A 10,000-nucleotide genomic window follows, 5' to 3' on the forward strand; every position below is an offset into this window, starting at 1 on the left:
AACAGCCTATTCGTCAGGTGTAAGCTTTTTCAACTGGTGCTGCTGGTCCAGGGTGAGAATAAAATCAGCCCGATCTGGTAACTGTCTCCAGCTTTCTTCGGTCAGCCGCTGAAAATACAACATAAAGTGCTCCAGCTCAGCCGGGGTTTTACCCAGCCCCCGCTGCTGCAAAGGGTGTTCCTGCCAGGCGCGCCAGCGGCATACCGCCTGCCAGTCCGGCGCATTCAACCAAATCAGGCGGTCGAACTGCTGCCAAATCTGCTGATATTCGCAGGCCAGTTGCTGATTTACTTTGTGTCGCCAACTGGCATCCGGGTCCTGCAACAGCTCCAGTGCATTGATTGCAGGCCGCAGAGTTTGCTCAGTCTGAGCTGTTAACCCCAGACACCAGCCCTCCACTATTAATAGCCTTGCAGAGCTTGGTTCTGAACATGTGCCTGCTCTGTCTAATGCTTTGTCGTAACGGCGCCATGCCTGGGCTTTCCCTTGTCTGAACCCTGCTAACTGAGAGGATAAAAGTTCAGTGTCGTGTGTACCTGGTACTCCGCGCTCTGCAAAAAGCGGATGCCACAAGTGCGCGCGCTCTGCGCGTTGAGCTGGTTCAAGATAATAATCATCCAGTGATATCACGTCAGATTGAACATGGTGTTCCGCCCACAATAGCTGCAAGGCAGCAGCCAAACTAGTTTTTCCACTACCCTGAGCGCCGCTGATAGCAATAATCAAAGGCGTAGAGGGCTGCAACTGAGCTAAAGCTGCTAAGTGCTCACTTTGTGGTCTGTGCTCAGACAAATGCAGTTTCAGACTGAACAAAAGCCAGGTTCTGAGCCATAAATTATCAGTATTTTCAATCACTAAGCCCCCTATCGTTTTCATCTGGCTGTCTGATTTCCTTTCAGTTACACTGCGTTGTCTATTTTTTGGAGAAGCCTCGTATGCGCTTTGTGTTTTGCCTCATCCTATCCTTGTTTAGCCTGGTCTCCAATGCTGCGGATCTGACCGGATTAATGCAGCAGGTTAAAGCAGATCCACATGCAAAATTAGCGGCTCAATTGAAACAACCTGCAGACACAGCCACAGAAAATTTCTTACTGGCCTATAGCCATTATGTATTGAAAAATAAAGAAGCAGCGCTCGAGTTCAGCAATAAAGCACTGACTCAGGATCCGGAACCTCAGCTTGCCGCCAGAATTTTGTTAATGCAGGCGTTAACCTATGGGGTTTTCTACCGTGATACAGCCCTTGCTGTAGAAAAGTTAAATCTGGCGAGAGCTATTTTACCTGCGGACGAAACTAAAACTATTCAGGCGCTGAGAATGGACATTCTGGAGAGTTTTGCACAAGCCTATAATCAACAAGGTAATGCCGGTCTGGCCATGAAAGCTGCAGCTGAGAGTCTGGAATTGGCCATGGCGGCTAAAGATAAACAACGTCAGTTGGACTCGATGATCATGCTGGGACGTTTGCATCTGCAAAACAACAACCTAACCAAAGCCTACCAGCATTTTAAGTTCGCGTTGCCACTGGCTATTGAAATGGATGATAAGCAAGCGATAGCCTCTATCAGTATGAGGCTGGGCATGGCCTATCAAAAGCTGACTCAACACGAGTTGGCGTTACAGCATTTTAAAGAAGCCGAGCGGCTTTATCAGCAGTTCAATAACCAAAGCGGTCAGATTAACGCTTTAATTAATATAGGCGACAGCCAACTGGTTCTTAAAGATACCGCAGAGGCAAAGACCACTTATGATAAAGCCTTGGCTCTGGCCACCCTCAGCCAGGATCCCCATATGTTAATTTCTGCCTACGTCAGTTTGTCCGAGCTGGTACTGGAACAAGGAGACACTGATCAGGCAGAACAATTACTGCTCAAAGCCCATCACTTAGCCAGTCAGGTTTCGGCACAATCCATCAAATCTGAGACTGCGTTATTTCTGGCTAATGTATTTATCAAAAAACAAAATTACAGTGCAGCGCAAAAAATGCTGGATGAGGCTGCCACAGAACCGGAAAAACTGGCGACTTACCTGAAAAGTAAACATTTGGCTTTAAGTGCCGAGTTGGCTGCTATTGCACAACAGTGGCAACAAGCTTACCAACTAGAAAAATCGGCAAACCAGCTTGAAGTAGCACAGTTGAGCGATACCAGTAAGATACAACTGGATAGCCTGCAAAGTAGTCTGGAATTGCAGGTACAACAGGACAAGCTGCAGCAAAAACGAATTACCGAGCAAAAGCAATTAAAACTCTGGCTGATGATTAGTTTGGTGTTACTGGCTGTCGCCTTATTTGTATTGCTGTTTTTATTCAGCAGGCAGAGAAAATCTCGTGCTGGCTCGCTGATACAGGTCGCGCAATGGCGGAGTTTTACTGAGCTTTTATTACATCATCATCATGGAAAATCTCATGGTCAGCTGTTAGTACTGATACCCATGCAAAAACAGGCCATGCTAAGTAAAGGTCTGCACCAGGTCACAGTTGATTTGATGCCATTCAGAGCTCTGTTAGATCAAGCATTGTTTTGGGTAGAACAGGATCAGGAATACTGGCTCTATTGTGCTTCAGAGCAGGAGGCTGTCGACTTACAACATCAGCTGTTGGGAAAAATCCCTGCTGACTATCAGACCCATTCTGCTGTGTTACCTCTGCATGCGTTGCTGTCGCGACGGATTTGTGAGCAGGATCTGGATGCATTGCGTGAGTTGGTCTGGTACAGCCTGTATCTGGCGCAGCAGCAAGGTCTGGATGGCGCTTTGGAGTTTAAGTTCCACTGCAATCAGAATCGGCCTTGTGCATGGCAAAAAGACAACTTGCGGCAGGATTTGTTTAACGCCATTAGCCTGAATTTGTTAAATATTCGGGCTAATAGCGTTTCGTTAAGCGAGAAATTACAACAAGAACTGGCTCAAATCTAAAGCTGCAATAGTTTGTCCGGAACTTCAAATTCCATAACAGTTTTACGGAAAGGACAAATAAACTTCAGTTTGATGGCTTGCAACATTAAGCCTTGCTCATTTTTATTAGCAGAACCATAGGCGGGATCCCCCATCACAGGGTGACCTGCTTCTGCAAAGTGCCGGCGGATTTGGTGTTTCCGGCCTGTGATCAGCTTAACCCTTATTTTGCTGCTGCGACTCTGTTCAGAATAAGATTCCAGTTCAAATTCCGTGGTACAGGCTTTACCATCCAGTGGCGTAGTCAAGGTCGCTTTTTTGATGAGTTCATCTGACAACTGACCTTTGACTTCGATACGGTACTCTTTATCAATTTTATGCTGCTGTAACATCTGGCTAAAGGCTGCTGCAGCCTGTTTGGTATGAGCAATCAGCACTAAACCGCTGGCTTCACGGTCAAGACGATGCAATAAAAACACCTGACGTTTACCTTGCCAGTGCAGCTCAGCAAAGCGCAGCAAGGATAGATGATCGCCCCACTCATTGCCTTGCGACAACATTCCTGCAGGTTTAAACCAGACGCTATAACCTCGTGCTTCATGGATCAGCACTGCAGGATCACAGCTGCGCTGCAGCAATTGTTCATCATAACTCAACTCCAGACTGTCACCGGGCAACAGATCAGCCTGAGCCCGGCGTAATCTTTTATTTTGTTTACCACGCCGCCAAAGAACAGCACCCTTGTTCATTGCATCTTTCAGCCGTCCTTTGCTGAGTTGAGGGGCTGCAACGACCAAAGCCTCAATAGCCTGCTGCGCTTCGGTGATCTGGAGTTTTTTCGTCAGTTTCAAATTATTTATTCACTTTAAAAGAAGTTCAGCCAGTATTCATGGCCACTGACCTGTAATGATACCAAAGCTAAGGAGGCTCTGTGTATGCGTAAATTTTGTCTGGCCAGTTTATTTGTTCTAAGTTGTGGTCTGAATGCGGTTGTCACTCAGGCTGCCCCCGCAGAAATTGCCTCCACTAAAGAGTCTTTTAAACCGCCTTCTGAAGTTGCCAGCGCTGCAAAACCTAAAACGACTTTGCGTGCCAGTGGAGCTTTAATTCAAAGTGTCGAAAACAATGTCTGGTTCGACACCATAGATATTTCTTTTGAGTCAGATTTGAACAACAACGGCTTCTACCATGGCCTTTATGTGCGGTTTGATGCAGATACTAATTACACTGCGGTGCCAGTTTATGCCCATTTTGCATTAAAACGCCCAGGAGCACCTGAAGTTATTATTCATACCAGTTCAGTCTTTACGTTAAGAGGAACCAGCGCAGAGGATTGGTTTGCGATAGAAAGTGAACTGTTGCACAGCCTGCCTCCGGCTTATTACGATTTGGTGATCCGTATTTATGATGCAGATTACAACGATTTGCTGGCTGAGATTTCTGGCTTCGATGAGCCTGCTTTAGCCGAACTGCCACTGGAGGATTTGTCCTATGACAAGCCACAAGTGGTGGTAGTAGAAGAGGATGGAGGTAGCCTGGGCTGGTTGAGCATACTGGCTTTAGCTGCTCTGGGATTGACCAGACGCAAAGTCAGAGCGGTCTGAAAAAGCAAAGCCCCGCACTGAAGCGGGGCTTTTTGTTTTACTTTATAAATTAGCCTCAGCAAAAGATGCCAGGCGACTTCTGACTACACCATTGAGGTTTATCGTGGTGCTGCCCTCAAAATTCTTAAAACGTTCCACTATGTAAGTTAAACCCGAAGTCACTGCCGTCAGGTAGTTGCTGTCGATTTGCGACAGGTTACCTGAACAAATCAGCTTGGTGCCTTCACCACAACGGGTGATGATGGTTTTCAGCTGAGCTGCACTTAAATTCTGACACTCATCCAACAGTACTATGGCATTCTGAATACTGCGGCCACGCATAAAATTGACCGACTTAAACTGAATATTGGCTTTATCCATAATGTATTGCACACTGGCATGCGGATGTTCATCGGTTTTATGCAGCACTTCCAGCGAGTCGGTAATAGCAGCCAGCCATGGCGCCATTTTTTCTTCTTCAGTACCGGGTAAAAAGCCAATAGACTCGGCAATTTCCGGTGTATTGCGGGTGACTATGACTTTATCGTACATGCCCTTTTCAATCACCAGCTCCAAAGCTGCTGCTAAGGCAATTAAGGTTTTACCGCAGCCTGCAGGTCCGGTCAGAATGACTAAATCCATATCTGGATCGAGCAGAGCATTTAACGCCATCGCCTGATAAATATTCTTCGGATGAATACCCCAGGCATGTTTGTGCATCAGGCGTTCAAAACCTAAATCCAGAATCTTAATTTCCTGCTCACTGATTTCCAGCACCCGGCCAGCAAAAGTCTCTGCTTCATCGATCAGGTATTCGTTGATATAAGCATTAGGTAACACAGAGCGAGGCACAAAATGATAGGTTTCGCGGCCCTCGTTATGTGTGCGGCAATCTTTCACCACAGACCAAAAATCGCCTGAAAACTTGTAGTAGCCTTTGTATAAAAAGCGCACATCGTCAATCAGCTGGTCAGTTCGATAATCTTCGACCAGTTTCAGCCCTGCCCCTTTGGCTTTGAGGCGCATATTGATATCTTTAGTGACCAGTATCACTTTAGTCGGTGCTTTTTCCCGCTGTAAAAACAAAGCTGTATTAATAATTAAATGATCGTTCTCACCACCGGGCAGACCCGGTATCTGGTCGCTGATATGATGGTCGTTAACAATAAATAAGTGACCGGCATTTTTTTCTTCGGCATGACTTGGTAACGCAACACCCAGCAGCATTTGCTCTGGTGAGGCGTCTTTGAGCACATCCTCCAGCGCCCGAATAGCAATACGGGCTTCACGACTGACGTCTTTGTGTTTATCTTTGATGTGGTCTAGTTCTTCGAGCACTGTCATTGGGATGACAACGTCATGTTCCTGAAAGTTTAAGAAGGCGAAAGGTTCGTGCAGCAGAATGTTGGTGTCCAGAACGTATATTTTTTTATCTTTAGCTCTTCTTCGCGCCATAAGCAGCTCCTTAGCGACAATAAAAACCATGAATGTTCATGGCAAAAATACAACAATCCTCTATACCCAAGTGACTGTGACTCCGCTCAAATCTTTTTATTGAAGAGACTCAGGTATACACATCTGACTTGCCTGATGCTGTTTTGGTTCAGTGGCGGCAAAACCCCTCTTTAATGCTTTTGATCTAAGCTTAGAGCAAAAATGCGCTTTTCGTATGACCAATAGATGACGATTTTTAATCTATCGCAAAAAATACGTCATTTGAGCTGATGCGGTTGCAGCCTTTTCGCTGTACCATGGCGCGCCATTTTCTGCAGTGAGGACAAGATGATTAAATTTGCTTTGGGTCAACGTTGGATCAGCGACAGTGAGTCGGATTTAGGTTTAGGTACTGTGATTGGGCAGGAAGGCAGGATGCTGACTTTGCTGTTTCCCGCCAGTGGAGAAAACCGTCTGTACTCCATTCAGGAAGCGCCGCTGACCCGAGTTCAGTTTAACCCGGGCGATACAGTCAAAAGTGCCGAAGGCTTTTCAGTACTCATCAGCGAAGTGGAAAGCAAAAACGATTGCTTTATCTATCATGGCACCCGCACAGATACTGGTGAAACTGTCGCTTTACGCGAATTATTCCTCGATCATTTTATTAGTTTCAGCCAACCGCAGGATCGCTTATTTGCCGGTCAGGTGGACCGTTTTGAAACTTTCCCTCTGCGTTATCAGAGCTGGCAGCATTTACATCAGCAACAACAAAGCCCATTGCAGGGGTTAGTCGGTGGCCGGATGAGCCTGATTCCGCACCAGCTTTACATAGCAGAAGAAGTAGCTAAACGTCATGCACCACGAGTGCTGTTGGCCGACGAAGTAGGTTTAGGTAAAACCATAGAAGCCGGCCTGATTATTCATCAGCAGGTGTTGGCAGGTTTAGCCAAACGCGTACTTATTGTCGTACCAGAATCGCTGCAACATCAGTGGCTGGTAGAAATGTTGCGTCGATTTAACCTGAAGTTTTCCATTTTTGATGATGAACGTTGCATCGAATCCTCGTTGGACGGCGGTAATCCGTTTGAAACTGAGCAGCTGGTTTTAACCAGTCTGGAGTTTTTGGTTAAAAAACGCAGTCATCATCAAAAAGCTGTAGCAGCAGATTGGGACCTGTTAGTCGTAGATGAAGCTCACCACTTGCACTGGAGTGAGGAAGCAGCCAGCACTGAATACCAGCGTATTGAAGAGCTGGCAGAAGGCACTGCGGGTTTAATACTACTGACGGCTACACCAGATCAGCTCGGCCATCAAAGCCATTTTGCCCGCTTACGTTTATTGGATCCAAACCGTTTCCACGACTACCAGGCCTTTATTGCCGAAGAACAGAGCTACAAACAAATCGCTGATTTAGCTGCTGCAGTACTGGAGCAACGTCCTTTAGCTGACTCCTCAGCTCAGGCTTTAACAGCACTATTGGCCGAAAGTGACATCAAGGCCGCTCTGACGACTTTACAACAGCCGGACAGCAGCGAAGAAGCTAACGAACAGGCCAAACAGCACTTACTAAGTCAGCTGTTGGACCGTCATGGCACAGGCCGTATTTTATTCCGCAACAGCCGCAGTGCAATCTCTGGCTTTCCAAAACGTCAGCCAAACGCTGTCGCATTGGAACTGCCGGAACAATATAAAAATGCGTTAAAAGTGCAGCAGGCTTTTAATAAACAACAAAGTCTGGAACAAAAAGCCAAGGCCAGTTTATTTCCTGAGCGGGTCTTCCAGGAGTTTGAAGGCAAAGCCAGTAGCTGGTGGCAGTTTGACCCGCGGGTTGACCATCTGATCGCGCTGCTCAAACAACATAAACGCAGTAAATTTTTGCTGATTTGTGCTCATGCGGATACAGCAATAGCACTGGAAGAAGCAGTGCGGGTGCGTGAAGGTATTCGCGCTTCTGTCTTCCATGAAGGCATGACTATTGTCGAACGCGATATGGCTGCAGCTTATTTTGCTCAGGAAGACAACAGTGCTCAGATGCTGATCTGTTCTGAGATTGGCAGTGAGGGCCGTAACTTCCAGTTTGCTCATCATTTAGTATTGTTTGATTTACCACTGAACCCGGATTTACTGGAGCAGCGTATTGGCCGTCTGGACCGTATAGGCCAAACTCAGGACATTCAAATCCATATTCCTTATTTTGCCGACCATCCACAGCAAGTGCTGCTGGATTGGTATCAGCAAGGCTTACAGGCCCTGGATCAAACCTGCCAAACCGGACGCTCAGTCTTTGAACAAGTCTCAACAGAGCTTTTTGAACTGCTAGCAGCCAATACAGTGGACCAGCAAGCTGTGGAGTCTTTGATCGCAAAAAGCGCTGAGCTGAACCAGCAACTGAAACAAAAACTGGAACTAGGCCGCGATAAGCTGTTGGAAATCAACAGTTCAGGTCGAGGTAAAGCCAGCGAGTTAGCCAATGCTATCGCCGCTTTAGATGATGAAACCCGCTTACCTATGTTTATGCTTAGGGCCTGGGACGTGTTAGGCGTCAATCAGGACGACCGTGGTGAAAACAGCATGGTATTGACCATGTCTGAGCATCTGCACAGCCACTACCCGATGCTGGACGACGATGGCATCAGTGTAACGTTTGACAGAGCCACAGCATTGGCGCAAGAAGATATTCAGTTTTTAAGCTGGGATCACCCTATGGTCCGGGGCACGCTGGATATTCTGACCAATGAACAAATGGGCAATAGCTCAGTGGCGTTATTACCCAATAAAGCTCTGCCTGCCGGTACTTATTTTGTCGAGTTTGTGTTTATTGTTGAAGCCAGCGCTCCACAAGAGTTGCAGCTTGGTCGTTATTTACCTGTCACTCCAGTACGTCTGTTACTGGAAAAAACCGGCAAAAATCTGGCGGCTAATGTTGGCTTCGAGCAATTCAACAAGCAATTAAAGCCAGTGGGCCGGCAACCTGCAGCCAAAATGGTAAAAGCATTACAAAGCTTTATTCATCCGCTGATAGGCAAAGCGCAGGAGCTGGCTAAAGGTCGTTTGATTGAAGTACAACAACAGGCTCATGCGACCATGCAACAAAGTCTGAATGCACAGATTGAGCGCTTACAAGCACTGCAAAAGTTAAACCCTTCTGTGCGTACAGAAGAGATTGTGCATTTACAGCAACAGCAGCAGGCACTGGCTGATTATATTAGCAAAGCGCGGTTAAAATTTGATGCGCTACGGGTGGTAGTGGTCAGCCATGACTAGAAGTGAATTTGATGCTGCTTGAGTACAAACCACCCACAGAGCCTTATCTGGACATTATTTATCAGGACGAAGATATTCTGCTCCTGAATAAACCCAGTGGGCTCTTGACTGTTCCAGGCAAAGCGCCAGAACACAAAGACAGCCTGGATTTCAGAGTACGTCTGGTATGGCCTTTGGCCCGTATAGTTCATCGGCTGGACATGGCGACTTCAGGTCTGGTGATCATGGCTATGCATGCGCAAAGTCAACGTGATTTAAACAAGCAGTTTGAATTACGCCAAACCAGTAAGAGATATTTTGCCCTGTTGGAAGGCCAAGTGCCTGTCGATAGTGGTGTTGTTGATTTACCTTTGTTATGTGATTGGCCGAACAGGCCAAAGCAAATGGTGCATTTTGCTTCAGGCAAACCCTCTTTAACGTATTTTAAAGTACTTGAACGTACGGCTCAGCATACTAAAGTAGAACTAACCCCTGTAACTGGGCGCTCGCATCAGCTTAGAGTCCATATGTTGTGGCTGGGGCATCCTATACTGGGAGATAAGTTCTATGGCACTGAACAAGGCAAAAGTTCAGTGTCTCGACTTCAGTTGCATGCTGGCTCTTTGAGATTCAGACACCCGGGCTCAGGAACTGAGCTATATTTTGAAGCGGAGTGCCCGTTCTAATCAGAGGGACAGCGGTAATTGATGGCTTTGTTAACCTAAGGTTCAGTTATTTAAGGTAAACTTGGCGTCAGGGTAAGAAGTCAGATGGATATCTGATTTAAATTCGTAATAACGAGCAGCCAGATTTGACTAAATTTTTTACTCAAATAGAATGGCAGCC

General features: G+C 46.6%; 7 protein-coding genes. 4 read left to right on the forward strand and 3 right to left on the reverse strand.

The genetic code is table 11. The features are described 5' to 3' along the window. Positions 1-6: 6 nt before the first annotated feature. Entirely contained in the window at positions 7-876 is an 870-nt protein-coding gene (locus LDL40_RS04615) for a kinase (RefSeq protein ID WP_300993984.1), read from the reverse strand. A 59-nt stretch (positions 877-935) separates the two neighbouring features. Here LDL40_RS04615 and LDL40_RS04620 point away from each other — a divergent pair, with 59 nt between their 5' ends. Then, positions 936-2,915, forward strand: a complete 1,980-nt coding sequence (locus LDL40_RS04620; RefSeq protein ID WP_300993985.1) for a lipopolysaccharide assembly protein LapB — start codon at positions 936-938, stop codon at positions 2,913-2,915. Here the strand turns inward: LDL40_RS04620 and LDL40_RS04625 are convergent. Next, entirely contained in the window at positions 2,912-3,745 is an 834-nt protein-coding gene (locus LDL40_RS04625; protein WP_300993986.1) for an RluA family pseudouridine synthase, read from the reverse strand. The genes LDL40_RS04620 and LDL40_RS04625 overlap by 4 nt on opposite strands. An 84-nt stretch (positions 3,746-3,829) precedes the next feature. Between LDL40_RS04625 and LDL40_RS04630 the strand changes: the two genes are divergently transcribed. Continuing rightward, a complete protein-coding gene (locus LDL40_RS04630; protein WP_300993987.1) occupies positions 3,830-4,498 on the forward strand; it encodes a choice-of-anchor H family protein in 669 nt (222 codons plus the stop codon). 42 nt (positions 4,499-4,540) lie between these two features. Here the strand turns inward: LDL40_RS04630 and LDL40_RS04635 are convergent, their stop codons facing one another. Then, complete coding sequence (locus tag LDL40_RS04635; protein WP_300993988.1) at positions 4,541-5,932, reverse strand: PhoH family protein; 1,392 nt, start codon at positions 5,930-5,932, stop codon at positions 4,541-4,543. 327 nt (positions 5,933-6,259) lie between these two features. Here LDL40_RS04635 and rapA point away from each other — a divergent pair, with 327 nt between their 5' ends. Next, a complete protein-coding gene (gene rapA, locus LDL40_RS04640; protein WP_367304299.1) occupies positions 6,260-9,175 on the forward strand; it encodes an RNA polymerase-associated protein RapA in 2,916 nt (971 codons plus the stop codon). An 11-nt stretch (positions 9,176-9,186) separates the two neighbouring features. Beyond that, positions 9,187-9,840 carry a pseudouridine synthase gene (locus tag LDL40_RS04645; protein WP_300993989.1) on the forward strand — a complete coding sequence of 218 codons (654 nt, stop codon included), beginning with the start codon at positions 9,187-9,189 and terminating at the stop codon, positions 9,838-9,840. The last annotated feature ends 160 nt before the right edge of the window (positions 9,841-10,000 follow it).

It is taken from the genome of Rheinheimera sp. (assembly GCF_020217005.1).
Classification (GTDB): domain Bacteria; phylum Pseudomonadota; class Gammaproteobacteria; order Enterobacterales; family Alteromonadaceae; genus Pararheinheimera.